Here is a 16,930-nt window from a genome sequence, read left to right on the forward strand (position 1 = left end):
TGAAGATGACCATATTATCTACGCGCATTACATACCCAATGTTATCAAAGGCTTTTACTCTACTGGCAACCAGTTTGTTGTGTTCTCACTCATGGGCGACACAGACTGAGCCGCTGGCAAAAATGGAAGTCTTTGCCGAACTTGATGGGGCTGTGGGCGGTATTACTTTCACATCAGATGAACGATTGATTTTCAGTTATCACCCTTTCTATCAACCTAACATTAAGGTGGCAGAGCTTTTAGCGGATGGTAGTACTAAGCCATTTCCTAATTCGGATTGGCAGCAATGCCATGATCCGCAGGGCAAAGCGAAAGAACCTGACACTTGCCTTAATTGGGTGTTGGGGCTGCGAACCGACGATCAAGACAGAGTCTGGCTATTAGACTCTGGTCAGCAGGCGCCACGTATTGAGCCTAAATTAGTGGCGTGGGATACCAAGAAAAACCAATTAGATCGCATTATTCATTTGCCCGCGCCAGTCTCTCTTCCTGAGTCACAACATAATGACTTTGTTATCTCATCTCGACATCAAGCGATTGTGATTGCCGATGAGGGGATTGGCACGGGTCCCATTGGTGAAAAGGCTGCGCTGGTGGTTGTGGACTTAAATACAGGGAAAAGTCGGCGCCTATTACAGGGTGATAACAGTGTGATGCCAGACTTACAGCGGCCACTGATTATCGATAAAGACTCAAAAGGTAGAAAGCAGATTGAAGTTTATGTGGGTGCCGATGGCATTGCTTTAGATAAAACCCAAACATGGCTCTACTTTGCCCCGATGAATAAAGACAAAGTTTACCGTGTGCGGATGACAGATCTCATCAATCCTTCGTTAACGCCTGCGGCACTCTCTGCCAAAGTGGAAGCTTATGCCGATAAGCCCGACAACGGTGGCTTAAGTATTGATGAAGCGAATAATTTGTATCTAACGGAAGTGGGAGAGCGGGCCATTGGCGTGATCCCTGCAGATTCTCGCCAGTATCGTACTTATGTCCATGATGAACGTATGGTTTGGCCCGACAGTGTGAGTTATGGCAAGCAAGGTTACTTGTACTCTGGGGCTGCGCAATTACCGTTATCGGCACCATTAAATAATGGCAAAGCTGAAAACAGTCCACCTTATTATATTTTCCGTTTTAAGCCGTTAGCGGCGGGCGTTCGTGGTAATTAATCCGAACAATTAATCTCATCAATTAATTTTATAACCTTACGCCAAGTGCTTATCTGAACTGAATTTATTCACACGATTTTTGCGGATTAAAACGGTTTGGATTCGCACTTGGTTATACCGAGTCAGTACTGCCAGAGGATGACAATATGAACATAAACGGATTGGATCACTTTACCATCAGAACGCCCAAACTGGTTGAAACGCTGTTGTTTTATCAAGTCATCCTTGGATTGAAATTAGGTTGGCGGCCACAGTTTGGTTTTCCTGGACATTGGCTTTATGCCTCAAATAAGCCCATTTTGCATTTGGTGGAAGCGGGCGATCAGGCGCTAGATGCCTACTTAGGGGAAAGCAGAAATATTTATGGCTCGGGACGTGTTGACCATTTGTCGTTTCGTGGTACGGATTTACACCAGATGCAGCAGCATTTATGCCAGCAGAGGATGATTTTTCAGGAACGAATTGTGCCTGAAATTGGTGAGCATCAGTTGTTCCTTGAAGATCCGAATGGCATCAAAGTAGAGATGATATTCCCCTATGCAAAGGATAACGCCATCGTAGGGATTGTGATGGATAGGCTCACTATTTTAGACACCAAGGAGCCTGAACATGGCGGAGATTAATGTCTTCAGAAGGCAATTATTGCAAACGTTGGGATTGGGCAGTTTGGCATCATTGGCATTATTTCCTCGAGGTGCGATAGGTATGAATTCATTGAATAAGAGTACAAATATGGAGAGCTCACAGGGTAAGCCGATGATTCGCATGGGAGTGACGGACTTAAGTTTTCATCGAGTCACCGCCGCTGTGGTGGCCCATGTGATAGGGATTATGGGCAAAGAGGTGCAACGAAGCTATGCATTGCACGAGGCTAATTTTGAGCAGCTAGGTGAAGGCAAAGTGGATATGCTGTGTTCAGCATGGCTGCCCCATAGCCATGGGATTTATCGACAAGGTGTCGAAGAGCGAGTTGCTACGCGGCAACTCGGGCTGCATTATGAGCCCTATGCGCTCTGGGGCGTACCCGATTATGTGCCTGCTGAGCAAGTGTCGAGCATTGAGGATTTACTCAAACCTGACGTGCAGCAACGTATGCGGCCCATCATTCAAGGGATTGGTGAGGGGGCGGGGATCACGCGATTTTCTAAAAATATTATGACGCAATATGGATTAACGGCGGCGGGTTATCAATTTAGAACAGGCACTCAGGCCGACTGTGTCGCCGCTTTTGAGTCTGCCGTAGCGGTAAACGATTGGGTGATCGTTCCTTTGTGGCATCCACAATTTTTACACCATCAATACGGTATTCGCGATCTTCAGGACCCTAAAGGTTTACTCGGGGGGAAAGATAAAGCGGTATTGCTCGCCCGTGAACGCGAGTTAGCTGTTAATTTCTCGCCCGCACAAATTCAGGTGCTTGATAACATAGTATTATCGAATCAAATGGTTGCAGAACTCGATTATGCGGTTAATCGACAAGGAATGACGGAAGATGAGGCCGCTGCGAACTGGCTGACAGTCAATCCTCAACATTTGACGACTTGGTTAGCCCCGCTGCTTAATCCTGCGAATGCCTCATCTCAGGGGGTGACATTATGATGATCACACCTGAATCGCGGCTAGTGGCGGCAGGGCTTGAACTACCTGAGGTTGCTGCGGCTCTTGGAAATTATGAACCCTATTCAATTGTTGGCAGTCAGTTAATGACCTCGGGTCAGTTTCCCTATTTAGAGGGCGAGCTTCAGTATCAAGGACAATTGGGCGCAGATCATACTGTGAGCGAAGGCTACGCTGCCTGTCGTCTTGCTACCCTAAATGCCATTGCCCAATTGAAACAGGCTTGCGGTGAGCTTTCGCGGATAAAACAAATTTATCGCTTGGAAGGGGTGTTAAATGTGCATCAATCTTGCTTTGAACATCCTAAAGCACTCGATGGGGCTTCGGATTTATTGCTTGAAATCTTCGGTGAAGCAGGGCGTCACAGCCGGATGATTTGGACAAATCCGGTCATGCCGCTTAACAGTTTGTGTCTAGTGTATTTATTTGCAGAACTCTATTGTGATGACGAACAAAGGCAATGACCTTTGTCTCGATTGAGATTGAATGCTTGAATGCTTGAATGTGATTCACATTGGCTATTAGCTAAATGTTCTGTCAGTAAGATGGGTCGTTCATTCAATAGCATATAAGGCAGTTCTTGAACTTTCATCAATCGATTGTTAGGGTTAGGTCATCATGGACTGAATGTTGACAATACGATGACTGAGAAACAAAAAATGTTGGCGGGCCAGCCCTATAAGGCTTGGGATGATGAGTTATTGGCTGAGCGGATGCGGGCGAAATCCATTTGTCATCAGTTTAATCTGGCCGAACCGACTTTGCTTGATGCCCGAATGGAGCATCTTCGTGGCCTGCTTGATATTCAACACTGCGCCCATATTGAGCCTAATTTCTTTTGCGATTACGGTTATAACATCCATATTGGCAAACAATTTTACGCCAATCATAATCTAACCATATTAGATGTTTGCTCAGTCTCGATTGGCGATAATGTGATGTTTGGTCCCCATGTGATGATTTCTACCGCAACGCATCCTATTAATCCCATTGCGCGGCAAACGACGGAATACGGCGCGCCAATTCAAATCGGCAATAATGTCTGGCTAGGCGGAAACGTCTCTGTGTTACCCGGTGTGACCATTGGTGATAATTGTGTCATTGGTGCTGGTAGTGTCGTGAATAAGAGCATTCCCGCGAACTGTGTGGCGGCAGGTAACCCTTGTAAGGTTATCAAACCTATCAATGTGGACTAGCGTAGGAAAGTTAAAGCCGAGTGATTGGTGTCAAAGCTGATGCTGATTTAAATGACGATTTAGATCGTCGTAGAAACAAAAACGGTACGCAGTGCGTACCGTTTTTTTATTAGCAGGATGAATACTTACAGTACGCCGCGGCGCATTTGGTCCCGTTCAATTGATTCAAACAGGGCAGTAAAGTTGCCTTCACCAAAACCTAAGTTATTCTTACGTTGGATGATTTCGATGAAAATCGGTCCAAACAGGTTTTTAGTAAATATCTGCAATAAATAGCCTGTATCATCACCATCCACCAGAATTTGGTGATGTTTAATGCGCTCACGATTTTCTGTGACCTGCGGTAACTTATCGAAAATAGTGTCGTAGTATTCAGGGATGATGTCTAGGCATTGGATTGAGCTGCCTTCCATCGCATCCAGAGATTTAACGATATCGCGGCTTCTAAAGGCTAAATGTTGCACACCTGGGCCATTGTATTCCTTCAGGTATTCATCAATTTGGTTTTTATCGCTGCCTTTACCTTCGTTAATCGGGATACAGAAGCTGCCATCGGGTGAGCGCAGGGCGTATGACACTAGCGCGGTTTGTACGCCGCTGATGTCAAAGTAGCGCACTTCAGTAAAACCAAAAATGTTTTTATAGAAGTTAGCCCAATGTTCCATTGTGCCTTTGTAGACGTTGTTGGTTAAGTGATCGACCTCGATAAAGCCTTTCTCTTGGGTGATAATTTGCTCGTCTAAATCTTCAAAATCAGCGGCATAGATATTGTTATCTGCGCCAAAGGTGTCGATGAAATAAATTAAGCTGTCGCCAATGCCGTAAATCGCAGGATAAGGCAGATCTTTGTTGGCATCATCGGCGGGTTTTGCACCACGTTCAACGGCAACGCGATAGGCAAAGCCGGCATCTTCTACACGCCAGCCCATAGAACAAATGGCTGGGCCGTGGGATTTAGCAAACTTAGCTGAGAAACCTTCGCGCTCAGTGTTGAGCAGAAAATTAATGTCATTCTGTTTGTAGTACAGGATGTCTTTGTTCTTGGCTTTTTTCAGCAGAGAAAAACCAAAGTCGATAAAGACTTTGTGCATAAAATCAGTATCAGGGCTGGCGAATTCAGTGAATTCGATACCTAATAAGCCCAGTGGATTTAGTTCGCTTGCCATGTTGTTTTCCTCGTTATTTTAGTGCAACACGCCGTCACTCTAATGACTCCCGCATGGGAGTGCTGGTGGCTTGGGGCTAGTCTTCTAGCCAAGAGCGGTTGTAGTCTTTGCTCATGCAATTTTGTACATGTTCGGTTAATTTCAGTGGGGCGAACGTGTCCACCATCACTGCATATTCATAGGTTTCTTTTTTGCCAATTGAGGCTTCAGTTCGGCCCGGTTGTGGTCCGTGGGCCACACCTTTTTGATGTAAGGTCATGTAACCCGCTTCAATGCCCGTGCGGCTCATAAAGTCGCCATCGACGTAATACAAGACTTCGTCGCTATCTATGTTGTTGTGGTAATAAGGCGCCGGAATCGATTTAGGGTGGAAATCGTAGGGGCGCGGTACGAAGTTACAAATCACAAAGTTATGGGCGGTAAAGACTAAGTGATCAGAAGGGGGGAGATGGATTTTGCCTACCTTTGGTGCGTATTCTGTGATGTTGAATGCCCAAGGGTAAACGCAGCCATCCCAACCTACTAAATCAAAGGGATGCCATTCGAGCGTGGTGAGTTGGTACTTATCGCCAAACTTACACACTAAGGGGAAGGCGCCGCGCTCAACCACAGCATCTTGCAATGTAGGTACGCGCAAATCGCGCTCGCAGTAAGGTGCTGATTCTAATAGCTGACCATACTCGTTACGGAAATGCTTAGGCACTTCCACCATAGAGAATGACTCGATGACGAAAAGTCGCACATTGCTGTAATCGTTGAATTTAAACTGATAAGTGGTGCCACGTGGGATCACGAGATAGTCCCATTTTTGGACCTTAATCGTGCCGTACTCGCTGTAGAGTGTGCCTTCGCCTTCGTGGACAAAAACCACTTCATCGGCATAGGCGTTACGGTAAAACTCGTCGGTATCGGCGGTGACTTTGGCGGTATACAGTGCTAAGTCATTGTTATAAAAAATCTTGTTACGGGCGCTGAAGAAATTACCTTCACGGTCGGCATCGCGGGAATCGAGTTTATAGTTTTGGACCAGCGAATCTTCCCAATTGGCACCATGGCCTAGGCTGTAGGGCGCTACTTCTAATGCTTTGGTTGGCATGTTGTGGTGATATTTATTGGAATAAATATTGGAAAAACCATGGGTTGAGAACAACTCTTCACGGTAAAGCTCGCCGTTTTCCTTTTCAAATGCGATATGGCGCTTATGGGGAATCTGGCCTTGTTTCACATAAAATGGCATGGAGGATCCTTGGTTTTTACAGCGGCGTGAGATTAGCTCTACTTCGCTTGTCGTTATGGTTATGTGATCTTGTTATCAATTTAGTTGCTTGAATGAACAAAAAAAAGAATAATAAATCCGTTATCTAAATCTAAAAATTAGATGGTATTCTAATCTTTACGAATCGTAGTGTTTCCGTGACATGTTCATTAGAGCCAAGGAGTGACCATGCGCATCGATATTGATGCTTTTAATGTGCTGCAAGTGCTGGTGGAAGAGGGCAGTTTTGCCAAGGCGGCGGAGCGATTACACAAAGCGCAATCGGCGGTGAGTTATCAAGTTAAAAAGTTAGAAGAGCATCTAGGCGTGCCGCTTTTTAGCCGTGAGCAATATCGTGCTGAGCTGACGCAAGAGGGCCGAGTGATTTTGGCCGAGGGACAAAGATTACTGCAACACCTTGCAAACATTGAACATCTTGCCAGTCGTTTCAGTGAAGGCTGGGAGCCCAAGCTAGAGCTAGTGATAGACGGTGCCTTACCGATGGAGCCTATCATGACGGCCTTAAAGCGCATGGCTGAACATCAGATCCCCACTAAAATTCAGCTGAATATGGAGTTTTTAGGCGGTGTACAACACAGATTTGAGCGTGATAATGCTGACTTGATGTTAGTGAAAGATTATCGCACTGGCCCCTATTATCATCCGCAGCCTTTGCCTGCAATTACTAGCGTGCTGGTGGCCAGTGCTTCGCATCCTTTATCTTTTATTCGCGAAATTAGTTTGTCTGAGCTGCAGCAACATGTGGAATTAACTATCGAAGACTCTTCACCCAATAAAAGTTACCGCGATGAAATGCAATTTGGCGGCGATAAAGTATTTTATCTTTCTGGCTTTATCATGAAAAAGAACGCCTTGTTAAAAGGCTTAGGTTTTGGCTGGTTGCCGGACTTTTTAGTGCAAGAAGAGTTGGCTAAGGGCGAATTAGTTGAAATCGATTTCGTCGGTGGCAGTCGTTTTACGTTTATTCCACAGCTCGTCTCGACCTTAGAGCGACCGTTAGGTCGTGCGGGACAACTTTTTACCGAGTTGATATTAGAGGAGTTTGCTAAGGCTGAGCAGTTTAATGGTGTGGGTTTGGGTTGATAAGTCTTCGCTTGTCATCTTTTGATACAAGTTACCGCATAAAATAATCGCATTTTGACATTTTATGTCATAGATTAATGCCTAGGTCAGATTAAGGCTTAGATTGAGAGTTAAAATAAGGCCTAAATTCAGACTGAGCTAAGATCTAGATTAAGGTCGAGATGAAGAGTGAAATTGAGCCGCGATAGGTAAAGAGTCGTCCATCGGGGTCAATCTAAAGGATAGTAACAAGGAACTGACAGTTAAGGGGAACAGTATGTCTAGACGTTGTCATGAAGTGGATTATGAAATTATCGGCCACAGTATGCAGTTGGTTGAAGTGGAACTCGATCCTAACGAAACCGTGGTCGCTGAAGCGGGCGCGATGAATTATCTAGAGCAAGATATTAGCTTTGAGGCCAAAATGGGCGATGGCTCTGAGCCTGAGTCAGGCTTTTTTGGCAAGTTGGTGGGCGCGGGTAAACGGGCATTGACGGGTGAGAGCATTTTTATGACTCACTTTACCAACCAAGGCAATCAAAAACGTAAAGTCGCTTTTGCCGCCCCTTATCCTGGCACTATCCTAGCGATCGACTTGGCCGAACATGGTGGTGAGCTTATCTGTCAGAAAGACAGTTTTTTGGCTGCGGCTTTAGGTACACGCGTGACGATGAAATTTAATCGCCGCTTAGGTACCGGATTTTTCGGTGGTGAAGGGTTTATTCTGCAAAGTCTACAGGGCGATGGTATGGCGTTTATCCATGCGGGGGGCACCTTAGTGAAAAAAGAACTAAAAGGTGAAACCTTAAGAGTTGACACAGGTTGTCTTGTTGCATTTACCTCAGGGATTGATTACGACATAGAGCGTGCAGGCTCATTAAAGTCTATGGTCTTTGGCGGTGAAGGTTTGTTTTTAGCCACACTCAAAGGCCACGGGACGGTTTGGCTACAAAGCTTGCCATTCTCACGTATGGCGGACCGTATTATCGCCCATGCCCCATCAGCGGGTGGCAGTGATCGCGGTGAAGGCTCTGTGCTTGGTGGTATTGGTCGCATGCTCGATGGGCGCTAAATTATAAGCTGACATGCTGTCTCCTGTTAAGGCATTCCAGACTATCCTCTGGGATGCCTTTTTAGTTGAAACCTGTCATTTCCTTTATTGTTTTAAGCATTTTCGCCGTTGTTAAGGCTTTGTTGAATGCGTCTTTCAATTAGTTTAGATATGAGATACATCATCAAATAGCCCGTGCCTAAGGCTAAAATCACCGCGACGACATTCTCCGTATACAGGCGGTAAGCGTAGAAAGTACCGACCAGTACTGCGATACCAGCAAGGCGAATAAGTAGGCTTTGAGTAAAGTAGCCATGAGCTTTGATATAAGCTAGCTGGTAGCCATTGAGCATCATAAATATAAAAAACATGGAGAAATGCATTAATACTGGGGCCGCTTTAATGTATTGCTCGGGGAATAACCAAGCGACTAACGGCTTGCTCGCAAAAACCATAACGACAAAAAAAATACCGCTGATCCACAAAGAAACTTTCGTCAGCCATGATTTAATTTGTTGGACTTCGTCAAAGCGTTTTTCTCGTACGCACACTGCGACTTCGGGCAGTACAAACCGGTAGATGGGAAAGACAAAAAGCAGGGTGAGGTAAGTGATCATCGGCCGCACCACCACTTGGAAATCACCCAGTTCATCTATGCTGAAATAGGCAATAGTCAGCAGTACGGTGATGTAAATCATCAAGATACTGGCCCCCGCTTCCATGGACGCCGTCAGGCTTTTCTTCATAAAACTGCGTAAACCCGTATCAAAATGCACTGCACTTAAGGGCGGAGTGGCAATATCTTTGCGCCGTTTTAAGTACATATATAAGGCAACGATGAGCGATGACAGTGTCATGCTGTAAAAGAGTGATGCAATGGCGGTTTGTTTTAAGCCGTAGAAACATAATAAAAAGCTAGTCACTTGCGCGAGCGGCTCTAACCAAGTGACTCTATTGGAGATGGCATATAGCCGGTACATGGCAATTTGATTGGTAAAATAGACCTTGAGCCCCATACTCAGAATAATCCCAACCAATTGAAAATATTCTACATTGAGCTGAAGTTTGTGTTTGATATAGGGTAAAACTAAGCCCCATGTCAGTAATACCATAGCGATCAAGCTGTAGCGGAATATATTGGTAATATCCACATCTTGCTTGGTCTGGGAGTAGGTCACCACCATAGAGGAGCGAAATCCCGTCATTAGGATTAGCGACAGTGAGATAATGTCGATCACTGTGTGATAGAGCGCTAGATCGGCTTTGGCAACCCATTGTGCTAGCCAGAGTTTAAATAGAAAACCCACAGAAATACTGGCGAGTGATGCCCAGAACCCCGCAATAATTGCCTGCTTAACCCGTTGAAGTGAGGTGTTTTCCATTATCAAAAATCCAGCGTTAGTCTACGGTCATTATCGGGATGCTATGAATTCAATTAAGATTTTGCCTTAGCCGCATGAGTATTTTTAGGTGACACTTATCTTGTTCTGTTCGATATCTTTTCACCCTGCATGAGTCTAGCATTTAGCCAATTTACGACCAATAGCCAGATAGTAAAGATATGATAAATATCAATATGTTGCTTTATTGTAAGTTAGAACGTTATTGAGTGAGGACTGGGATGATAAATTGTCTTACAGACAACGTTTTTTGATAGATCAAAGCAGTATTAAGAAGTACTCAACGCCCAGATAAGCGCTGGGCGTAGTTGTAAAAGTGTCAGTTATAAATGCCATTTTGCCATGGGAAGTTAATCGGTAATGATATTGACGATATCGAGGATTTTACGGCTGTTATTATCGAGTTTGATTAGTGCACCTTCGACTTGAATGCTAATGATGCCATCTCTGTCTAAGGGCACTACGATGCGGCCGCGATCATAAATATCATGCTCAAGCACATCACCACGGTGGAGTTTTTTCTGCCAACCGGGTGGCAGTGGCTGACCTTGGTCAACTTTTTTCTGTAATCCCGGCGGTAGACTTTTATCCTTTTTGTGGTGCTCATGGTCATCTTTAGCAAAGGTTGAGATGGACATCGTTAAGCTGAGGACAAGTCCTGTGATTACCACTGAGGTCAATTTATTCATCTGTACTCCTAAGGGGCATTGAGTTGATGTTGTGTCCAATGCTGGATGTGGCCAACAATAGGCGATGCGAAATGAACTATAGCTGAACGTTCTGGTTCAAGATTGCTTTCTAGCGGGTTAACATGAGTACGGCTTGCCATTGTTCGGCGGTCACAGGTTGGATACTGAGTCTTGACCCCTTAGAGACTAAATACATGTCCGCCAGTTGGGGTAAACTTTTTATCAAACTTAAGGGAATAATCTCGTTAAATTTTTTGACAAAGCGGATATCTACTCGTAGCCATCTTGGTTTGGTTGGATCTGACTTAGGGTCAAAATACTTCGATTCTGGATCGAAGGCCGTGCTGTCGGGATACGCATTGGTCACAACTTCAGCGATACCGACAATACCGGGCACTTTGCAGCTTGAATGGTAAAAAAATACCTTGTCGCCAATCTGCATCTCATCGCGCATAAAGTTACGCGCCTGATAATTACGGATCCCATGCCAAGCTTCAGTTTGGTTAGGGCAAGCCTTAAGATCATCTATGCTAAATTCGTCGGGTTCCGATTTCATAAGCCAGTAGTTCATCTTGTTTCCTTTACTCATAGTTGCCGTTAAGCGCTTCAATACCGCTGAGTTTATCTGAATTTTGTCGAATACCCCAGTTCGTCACCCATATCAAATATTGTGAGTTTGATTAAGTTTCCGTTCAGATAACGTGGCTTAGCCTGTTGACAGTAATCTTATTTGGTATGCCTTATGCAAATTCTCGTTTCTAAGGCAAAGCGTCAAATTCGATCTCGGTTTGTGACTGGTGTCGTACAAGTTGTGGCAGCAGAGGCAACCAAAACCTGTGAGGTGTGTTATGGGGACTTTAACAATGACATCCGATTGTGGTTTATACACTAAATATCTTAAGGATTTTACGGCGGGTGATGTGATCTTAAGTCATGAGCGAATGCTGGAATTTATTAATGACCTGACAACGCAAGGTTGGTTATTGGCTAATTTCACTTGGGACTATTGGTATAACAACAGTTACTTAGTCGATAAACCTGCCTATATTCGTGATGCTAGTATCGCACAATGTAAGTTGCTGTTGACGGCCATGACGCGACTCGAGGTTTTTAGCCCCGGCGTGTTAGAAAATATGCGTCGCCAAGGGGTGTTACTGGCCATTGTTGAGCGGTTACAAAGCTTAAATGTGCCTAAGTCGAGTGCTCATTTTGAGTTTATCAGCCGTTAGCACTGGGCTTTAATGGATTGTTATCTAATAGTTTGTCTTACTCTTTAGTCTAATAAAGTGCTTTTTTACTTGTGACATGATCCGTGGATTGGTTAGTTTGGACCTCGCTAACCATAATAATAAATGCACGGAGGCCTTAATGTCAGTTCCTACAAGCCAAGTTATAAGCCCGCTCAATGCTAGCGAGTTTAGAGGCGAGTCATCACCGAAACTCGTTGAGAAGACCATAGGTCAATATCTTGATGAGATTGCGGCAACGTATCCCGAACAATTAGCTGTCGTCGTTCACCATCAACATATCCGCTGGAATTACCGCCAATATCTTGCCCAAATCGATGCGCTCGCCACAGGACTATTAAAACTCGGTATTAAGTCCGGTGATAGGGTAGGAATTTGGTCGCCTAACAATATCGAGTGGTGTTTAACCCAATATGCGACCGCTAAAATTGGCGCCATCATGGTGTGTATTAATCCTGCGTATCGTCCTGAAGAGTTGCAATACGCGCTGAGTAACGTGGGTTGCCGCGCGGTAATTTGTGCTGATAAGTTTAAATCCAGCAATTATCTTGAGATGCTATATGAATTGGCACCTGAGCTAACCTCTTGTCCCTCGGGTAAATTACAAGCTAAAGCCGTACCTGAGCTTGAATTTGTGATCCGTATGGGCGCAGAGAAATCCGTCGGTATGTTGAATTTTGATGACTTGATCGTTGATGTGACCGCCGCTGACAGGATAATGCTCAAGAGTATTGCTAAGGAATTAAGCCCGTACGATGCGATTAATATCCAGTTTACCTCTGGCACGACGGGCAGCCCGAAAGGTGCGACCTTATCCCATCATAACATATTGAATAATGGCTATTTAGTCGCAGAGGCGATGAAGTTTACCTGTCACGATAAACTCTGTATTCCAGTGCCTTTATACCATTGTTTTGGCATGGTACTCGGCAGTTTAGTTTGCTTAGCCAAAGGCGCAACTGCTGTGTTCCCCGGAGAATCCTTCGATCCACTGACGACATTGCAAGTGATTGAGCAAGAGCGTTGCACCGCTTTGCATGGCGTACCGACCATGTTTATTGCCGAGTTGGAACACCCAGAGTTTGCTCGTTTTGATTTGAGTTCCTTACGTACCGGCGTGATGGCGGGGGCAACTTGTCCTGAAGAAGTGATGCGACGTGTACAAAACCTGATGTATATGAAGGAAGTGCTGATTGGTTATGGACAGACCGAATGCAGTCCGCTCAATCACATTACTGAAATCGACTCACCCGTAGAGAAACGTGTGCTCACCGTTGGCCGTGCTTTGCCCCATACCGAAGTGAAAATTGTCGATGAATTTGGCGAAGTGCTGCCAATTAATCAACCCGGTGAAGTTTGTAGTCGCGGTTACTGCATTATGCAGTGTTATTGGAATGATCCTGATAAAACGGCGGCAACCATAGACAGTCAAGGCTGGCTACATTCGGGCGATATTGGCCAAATGGATGAGCAAGGTTATGTGCAAATTGTGGGGCGCATTAAAGATATGATTATTCGCGGCGGCGAGAATATTTATCCCCGTGAGATTGAAGAGAAACTTTACACCCATAAAGATGTGCAGGATGCGGCGGTCTTTGGCGTTCAAAGCGATAAATACGGCGAGGAAGTGTGTGCTTGGATCAAAGTCCGCTCAGGAGCCGCGATTACAGAGGCTGATATTCGTCATTTTCTCACCGAGAAATTCGCCTACTTTAAAGTGCCGCGCTACATCAAGTTTGTGGATCAGTATCCAATGACAGTGACGGGAAAAATTCAGAAATTCAAAATGCGTGAGCTGATGTATCAAGAGTTATATGAAGATATTAATGCTTAAGTCATTTGGCTTTGAGTTGATTAATACTATTGATATTTGACTTCCAAGCCGCGCAATGCGGCTTGAATTTTATTCTGTCTAGCTATTTCGGTTAGCAGATAAACGAACAAGCTAATTGGCTAATGAAAAAGTCGGCGAGTCATATCATCAAGTCAAGCTGCACTTTGAGTTAGCTTTCGCTGCTAATGTCGTTATTCTAATTGTAACAAAACTTCACTTCCCCGCTGTGGCTTGATAGCTATACTAAAACTAGTCATAAAATCTAACCAGTCATAAAATCTCGGCAGATAAAAACGAAAGCGTTAAGTTGTCGATGATGTAGTCGTAAATCCATGCAGGCAAAGGAGTACTAAATGGTTCGATGGCGTTCAATGCTCCTTGTGTATTGTCTTTCCTTTATGGGATTAAGCGAAGCTAAAGCGGACACCTTAATGCTCACATCTTTACTTTGGCCGCCTTACTCAGGAGAGCAATTAATGGAGCAGGGTGCCAGTATTGCCGTGGTACGGGCGGCGTTGAACGTCATGGGACACCAATTAGACGTGGATTTCTATCCGTGGAGCCGCGCTGTCAAACTTACGACTATGCCGAACTCTGACTACATAGGCTATTTTCCTGAATACTATGTAGAGACTGAAAAGTTTATCTTTTCAAAACCGATTGGCGAAAGCCCATTGGGGCTGGTGGAGCAAAAGTCCCATCCAGTAAGTTGGAATTATATTGAAGATCTTAATCGCTATACCTTAGGTGTGGTGAAAGATTATGTGAATACTCAGGCCTTAGATCGCATGATCGTTTCCGGTGTACAGCGGACTGAAGCTGTGACTTCGGATGAGCATAATGTTAAAAAAGTTGCCGCAGGTCGGATTGATGCCGCGGTGATTGATGTCAACGTTCTGCACTATTTACTCAAGCAAAAGCCCTTACAGCCGCTGGCGACAAAGTTGCAAATCAATCGGCAAATTCTGGCGAATAAGCAGCTCTATATCGCGTTTCGTAATACAGAAGAGGGACGGCGTTGGCGAGATATTGTTGACCAAGGTTTAGCGCAGGTTGACGTAGAAACCATCATTGGAGAGCTACTTTATCGTGAAGACTAATGTAGGGTTTTAGGATAGTTTATTCTTTGTTTTACTCGCTATTTTTCCGCTTATTTCCCCGTAAAGTCACTTCTGATATGCAGTTTGTCATCATTTTGTCTTTGTTCACTATTAGTATCACTTTAACGGCATGAGTTGTTCTCTCATTTTATTGATTAAGGTGACATGAAGAAACTTCCTTTTGAGCTTCCATTTGAGTTAGATACGCTGCAGCAACTCATTGATACTCATCATCTTAAGTTAGATTATCAGATCCTTGCCGACATTCCATTCCGCCAAGAGCATTTCCCCCTTTACAGTGTTGAGTTAGGTGGTACAGATACGCCTTGTCCGACAGTGCTCTTTGTGGGTGGCGTGCATGGGGTTGAACGTATTGGATCTCAAGTTATTTTGGCATTGTTAAACAGTTTATTGCAGCGGCTTGTTTGGGATAAACACCTACAACAGATGCTAACGGGCCTGCGGTTAGCTTTTGTACCTGTAGTGAATCCTGTTGGGTTATTCATGGGAACGCGGGGCAATGGTAATCAAGTAGATTTGATGCGTAACGCTCCAATAGAATCCCGTGAAAAAGTGTCCTTTATGGTGGGAGGACAGCGTATATCGTCACGGCTGCCCTGGTATCGCGGTATTGGGGGAATGGAGCTGGAAACTGCGGGCTTAGTTGCCTATGTACAACAACTGTTGAGTCGCAGCACAAGTTTGATTTCGCTCGATGCCCACTCGGGATTTGGTTTGAGTGATCATATCTGGTTCCCCTACGCCCATACCCGTACCGCCTTCGAAAATGCCAATTATATTTTTCATCTAAAACAATTGTTTGAACAGAGTTATCCCCATCACGGCCATTATCGACTCGCGCCGCAGAGCCAGTTTTATCGCACTCATGGTGATATTTGGGATTATCTCTATCGCCAGCACCAAGTGGCTGATCCTTCTGCTCAGGTGCCATTTTTACCTTTGACATTAGAGATGGGATCTTGGGCATGGATAAAGAAGAATCCTAGACAAATATTTAATTTTGCTGGCTTTTTTAATCCACAAAAAACACATCGTCACCACAGGATTTTACGCAGGCATACAGTACTCATGCAATTTATGATGGAAGCGGCCTATGCCCAATCGTTAGAGCAGTTAACACCTGAACGTTTGACTGAGCTGACAGAGCGTGCGCGGCATTATTGGTATCGGGAGTCTCAGTCATGACCACTTGGGTGTTATTAAGGGGATTAATGCGTGATCAGCGCCATTGGAATGGTTTCGATCAGCGTCTGCGACAAAAGGGATTGCGAGTGCTGACACCGGATCTTCCGGGCAATGGGACGCTATCCCACGAATTAAGTCCGCTTAAGATTGCTGATTATGCCTATGCCGTGTGGCAGCAATTGGATGAGCAGGTACAGGAAGGGGAGACTATTTATCTCCTCGGCTTGTCTATGGGCGGTATGTTGGCGTTGGAAATGGCATGCCAGCGACCTTGGCAGATAAGACATGCCTTTGTATTAAACAGCAGTGCGGCGAATTTATCGTATTGGTATCAAAGATTTAATCCGCTGAATGCATTGAAGGCTTTTTTCATGCGGGCTCGGGGTAACGCTTTACATCCAATCGAGTCGACTATAGTGCGTTTAACCAGTTTTCGTCATCGGCGAGACCGAGATTTAATTGTCAAGTGGAGTGAGTTTCGCCGCGATACCACACCAAGTAGACGCAATGTAGGGCGACAACTTTGGGCGGCTTTTCAATACCAATGTCCATTGACAGTGGAAGTACCGATAACTGTGCTCTGCGGTGACCGTGATGCGCTGGTGAGTATGGCATCGAGTAAGGCGCTAGCACGGCATTTTTACACCGATTTGATTGTACTCGCGTATTGCGGTCACGATGCAGCTATAGATGCACCCGCAAAACTGGCGCATTATCTGTTGGACATTGTGGGGGCGACTAAGCCGCAAGTGCAGTTTTCTGTGGATAGTGAGCCTGCCAATACTCAATATGATTGCAACGATTTATTGGAGGAAGAAATAGCCTTAAACGAAGCGATATTTACTGTATGGGATGACAAAGCGCTATCCACTCTTGAAACCAAATAATCGAGAGTGAATAGCGCAGTTAACGCA

The 16,930-nt window shown here is 44.9% G+C and carries 17 protein-coding genes; 12 read left to right on the plus strand and 5 right to left on the minus strand.

Translation table 11 applies throughout. The features are described 5' to 3' along the window. Window positions 1-5 precede the first annotated feature (5 nt). The 5 genes from KO533_RS18685 (at window position 6) to KO533_RS18705 (ending at window position 3,985) form a co-directional block, all read left to right on the plus strand. Window positions 6-1,172 (plus strand): major royal jelly family protein, encoded by a 1,167-nt coding sequence (locus KO533_RS18685; RefSeq protein WP_251073499.1) that lies wholly within the window; start codon window positions 6-8, stop codon window positions 1,170-1,172. A 146-nt stretch (window positions 1,173-1,318) separates the two neighbouring features. Then, on the plus strand, window positions 1,319-1,795 hold the full coding sequence (locus tag KO533_RS18690; protein ID WP_131525029.1) for a VOC family protein: 477 nt from the start codon (window positions 1,319-1,321) through the stop codon (window positions 1,793-1,795). Next, window positions 1,782-2,771 (plus strand): glycine betaine ABC transporter substrate-binding protein, encoded by a 990-nt coding sequence (locus KO533_RS18695; protein WP_251073500.1) that lies wholly within the window; start codon window positions 1,782-1,784, stop codon window positions 2,769-2,771. The genes KO533_RS18690 and KO533_RS18695 overlap by 14 nt, the downstream gene beginning before the upstream one ends. Continuing rightward, a complete protein-coding gene (locus tag KO533_RS18700; RefSeq protein ID WP_198573679.1) occupies window positions 2,768-3,253 on the plus strand; it encodes an Atu1372/SO_1960 family protein in 486 nt (161 codons plus the stop codon). Before KO533_RS18695 ends, KO533_RS18700 begins: the two co-directional genes overlap by 4 nt. 177 nt (window positions 3,254-3,430) lie before the next feature. Further along, window positions 3,431-3,985 carry a sugar O-acetyltransferase gene (locus tag KO533_RS18705; protein WP_219255599.1) on the plus strand — a complete coding sequence of 185 codons (555 nt, stop codon included), beginning with the start codon at window positions 3,431-3,433 and terminating at the stop codon, window positions 3,983-3,985. Between the two features lie 125 nt (window positions 3,986-4,110). On the opposite strand, the gene hppD is transcribed toward KO533_RS18705, so the two are convergent. Together hppD and KO533_RS18715 are read right to left on the minus strand one after the other, a co-directional pair. Then, on the minus strand, window positions 4,111-5,151 hold the full coding sequence (gene hppD, locus KO533_RS18710) for a 4-hydroxyphenylpyruvate dioxygenase (protein ID WP_028759590.1): 1,041 nt from the start codon (window positions 5,149-5,151) through the stop codon (window positions 4,111-4,113). A gap of 76 nt (window positions 5,152-5,227) precedes the next feature. Continuing rightward, window positions 5,228-6,388, minus strand: coding sequence for a homogentisate 1,2-dioxygenase (locus KO533_RS18715; protein ID WP_219255601.1), 1,161 nt, complete (start codon window positions 6,386-6,388; stop codon window positions 5,228-5,230). A 207-nt stretch (window positions 6,389-6,595) separates the two neighbouring features. Between KO533_RS18715 and KO533_RS18720 the strand changes: the two genes are divergently transcribed. Both KO533_RS18720 and KO533_RS18725 read left to right on the plus strand, forming a co-directional pair. Continuing rightward, window positions 6,596-7,510 carry a LysR family transcriptional regulator gene (locus KO533_RS18720; RefSeq protein ID WP_028759592.1) on the plus strand — a complete coding sequence of 305 codons (915 nt, stop codon included), beginning with the start codon at window positions 6,596-6,598 and terminating at the stop codon, window positions 7,508-7,510. 256 nt (window positions 7,511-7,766) lie between these two features. Then, entirely contained in the window at window positions 7,767-8,561 is a 795-nt protein-coding gene (locus KO533_RS18725; protein WP_028759593.1) for a TIGR00266 family protein, read from the plus strand. A 92-nt stretch (window positions 8,562-8,653) separates the two neighbouring features. On the opposite strand, the gene KO533_RS18730 is transcribed toward KO533_RS18725, so the two are convergent. From KO533_RS18730 to KO533_RS18740, 3 genes are all read right to left on the minus strand, one after another. Then, window positions 8,654-9,922: a hypothetical protein gene (locus tag KO533_RS18730; protein WP_219255603.1), complete on the minus strand. Its 1,269-nt coding sequence runs from the start codon at window positions 9,920-9,922 to the stop codon at window positions 8,654-8,656. Window positions 9,923-10,290: 368 nt separating this feature from the next. Then, window positions 10,291-10,629, minus strand: coding sequence for a hypothetical protein (locus KO533_RS18735; RefSeq protein ID WP_168827409.1), 339 nt, complete (start codon window positions 10,627-10,629; stop codon window positions 10,291-10,293). A gap of 109 nt (window positions 10,630-10,738) precedes the next feature. After that, entirely contained in the window at window positions 10,739-11,200 is a 462-nt protein-coding gene (locus KO533_RS18740) for an EVE domain-containing protein (RefSeq protein WP_028759596.1), read from the minus strand. A gap of 277 nt (window positions 11,201-11,477) precedes the next feature. Here KO533_RS18740 and KO533_RS18745 point away from each other — a divergent pair, with 277 nt between their 5' ends. From KO533_RS18745 to KO533_RS18765, 5 genes are all read left to right on the plus strand, one after another. Further along, window positions 11,478-11,858 (plus strand): DUF6508 domain-containing protein, encoded by a 381-nt coding sequence (locus tag KO533_RS18745; RefSeq protein WP_219255605.1) that lies wholly within the window; start codon window positions 11,478-11,480, stop codon window positions 11,856-11,858. Between the two features lie 139 nt (window positions 11,859-11,997). After that, window positions 11,998-13,710 (plus strand): AMP-binding protein, encoded by a 1,713-nt coding sequence (locus KO533_RS18750; protein ID WP_219255607.1) that lies wholly within the window; start codon window positions 11,998-12,000, stop codon window positions 13,708-13,710. A gap of 353 nt (window positions 13,711-14,063) precedes the next feature. Next, window positions 14,064-14,810, plus strand: a complete 747-nt coding sequence (locus KO533_RS18755; RefSeq protein ID WP_219255609.1) for a transporter substrate-binding domain-containing protein — start codon at window positions 14,064-14,066, stop codon at window positions 14,808-14,810. Between the two features lie 165 nt (window positions 14,811-14,975). Beyond that, entirely contained in the window at window positions 14,976-16,016 is a 1,041-nt protein-coding gene (locus tag KO533_RS18760; RefSeq protein WP_168827414.1) for a M14 family metallopeptidase, read from the plus strand. After that, window positions 16,013-16,903: an alpha/beta hydrolase gene (locus KO533_RS18765; RefSeq protein WP_173244230.1), complete on the plus strand. Its 891-nt coding sequence runs from the start codon at window positions 16,013-16,015 to the stop codon at window positions 16,901-16,903. Before KO533_RS18760 ends, KO533_RS18765 begins: the two co-directional genes overlap by 4 nt. The last annotated feature ends 27 nt before the right edge of the window (window positions 16,904-16,930 follow it).

It is taken from the genome of Shewanella sp. NKUCC05_KAH (genome assembly GCF_019345585.1).
Lineage (GTDB): Bacteria > Pseudomonadota > Gammaproteobacteria > Enterobacterales > Shewanellaceae > Shewanella > Shewanella oncorhynchi.

Excerpts from the sequence above, each read along its gene's own strand:
- KO533_RS18745 (WP_219255605.1), top strand. The coding sequence starts at position 11,478 with ATGGGGACTTTAACAATGACATCCGATTGTGGTTTATACACTAAATAT.
- KO533_RS18715 (WP_219255601.1), bottom strand. The coding sequence starts at position 6,388 with ATGCCATTTTATGTGAAACAAGGCCAGATTCCCCATAAGCGCCATATC.
- KO533_RS18705 (WP_219255599.1), top strand. The coding sequence starts at position 3,431 with ATGACTGAGAAACAAAAAATGTTGGCGGGCCAGCCCTATAAGGCTTGG.
- KO533_RS18730 (WP_219255603.1), bottom strand. The coding sequence starts at position 9,922 with ATGGAAAACACCTCACTTCAACGGGTTAAGCAGGCAATTATTGCGGGG.
- KO533_RS18755 (WP_219255609.1), top strand. The coding sequence starts at position 14,064 with ATGGTTCGATGGCGTTCAATGCTCCTTGTGTATTGTCTTTCCTTTATG.
- KO533_RS18700 (WP_198573679.1), top strand. The coding sequence starts at position 2,768 with ATGATGATCACACCTGAATCGCGGCTAGTGGCGGCAGGGCTTGAACTA.
- KO533_RS18720 (WP_028759592.1), top strand. The coding sequence starts at position 6,596 with ATGCGCATCGATATTGATGCTTTTAATGTGCTGCAAGTGCTGGTGGAA.
- KO533_RS18695 (WP_251073500.1), top strand. The coding sequence starts at position 1,782 with ATGGCGGAGATTAATGTCTTCAGAAGGCAATTATTGCAAACGTTGGGA.
- KO533_RS18750 (WP_219255607.1), top strand. The coding sequence starts at position 11,998 with ATGTCAGTTCCTACAAGCCAAGTTATAAGCCCGCTCAATGCTAGCGAG.
- KO533_RS18765 (WP_173244230.1), top strand. The coding sequence starts at position 16,013 with ATGACCACTTGGGTGTTATTAAGGGGATTAATGCGTGATCAGCGCCAT.
- KO533_RS18735 (WP_168827409.1), bottom strand. The coding sequence starts at position 10,629 with ATGAATAAATTGACCTCAGTGGTAATCACAGGACTTGTCCTCAGCTTA.
- hppD (WP_028759590.1), bottom strand. The coding sequence starts at position 5,151 with ATGGCAAGCGAACTAAATCCACTGGGCTTATTAGGTATCGAATTCACT.
- KO533_RS18740 (WP_028759596.1), bottom strand. The coding sequence starts at position 11,200 with ATGAACTACTGGCTTATGAAATCGGAACCCGACGAATTTAGCATAGAT.
- KO533_RS18685 (WP_251073499.1), top strand. The coding sequence starts at position 6 with ATGACCATATTATCTACGCGCATTACATACCCAATGTTATCAAAGGCT.
- KO533_RS18760 (WP_168827414.1), top strand. The coding sequence starts at position 14,976 with ATGAAGAAACTTCCTTTTGAGCTTCCATTTGAGTTAGATACGCTGCAG.
- KO533_RS18725 (WP_028759593.1), top strand. The coding sequence starts at position 7,767 with ATGTCTAGACGTTGTCATGAAGTGGATTATGAAATTATCGGCCACAGT.
- KO533_RS18690 (WP_131525029.1), top strand. The coding sequence starts at position 1,319 with ATGAACATAAACGGATTGGATCACTTTACCATCAGAACGCCCAAACTG.